The following is a 584-nucleotide window of genomic DNA, read 5'->3' as shown; positions in this document are numbered from 1 at the left end:
CTAAATCCAATAAAGGTTGATGATAAATTTTTTCGATTTCTTCTTTCGTCCAATCATGACGTGTTTTGTTTGATATTTTCATTGTATTTTAAATATTAAATTGATGCTTAATTGTTTCTGCAATATTTCTCACTTCGCTTGAGTTTATTGAATTGAGTTTTGGTGTAATGATGATAGAAATATCCGAAGGCAAATGATTTTTTATAACACGAGAAGTGTCTTCATCAAATTCACCATTAAACACAAAATATTCGATAGTGATATTTCTTAATTTCAGTATTTCAATCGTTAATAATGTATGATTAATACAACCCAAATAATTCGTTGCAACCACAACTGTTGGAAGATTAAATTGCTGAACAAGATCAATCATAAAATCTTCTTCATTAATAGGAACAAATAATCCGCCCGCTCCTTCAATAATAAGAGAATTGGTTGTTTTGGGAATTTCAAAATCATTTAAATTGATATCAATTGCTTCTTCTTTTGCAGATTGATGTGGTGAAGCGGCTTTTTGTAAAGCATAACGTTCTTGATGAATCTTCAGTTTTGGAGAAGTTAACGATTCAACCAACAAACTATCT

Annotated in this window: 1 protein-coding gene; it reads right to left on the bottom strand. The window is 29.6% G+C overall.

What is annotated here, in order from left to right:
- Window positions 1-88 precede the first annotated feature (88 nt).
- Window positions 89-584, bottom strand: a 496-nt coding sequence (bioD, locus tag QWI17_RS10015; protein WP_302722366.1) for an ATP-dependent dethiobiotin synthetase BioD, incomplete at its 5' end; no start/stop codon positions are given.

Origin of the sequence: Gilvimarinus gilvus (assembly GCF_030518155.1) — a bacterium.
Taxonomy (GTDB): Bacteria; Pseudomonadota; Gammaproteobacteria; order Pseudomonadales; family Cellvibrionaceae; genus Gilvimarinus; species Gilvimarinus gilvus.
The sequence above is the reverse complement of the archived record's forward strand: the minus strand, read 5'-3'. Positions and strand labels throughout refer to the sequence as shown.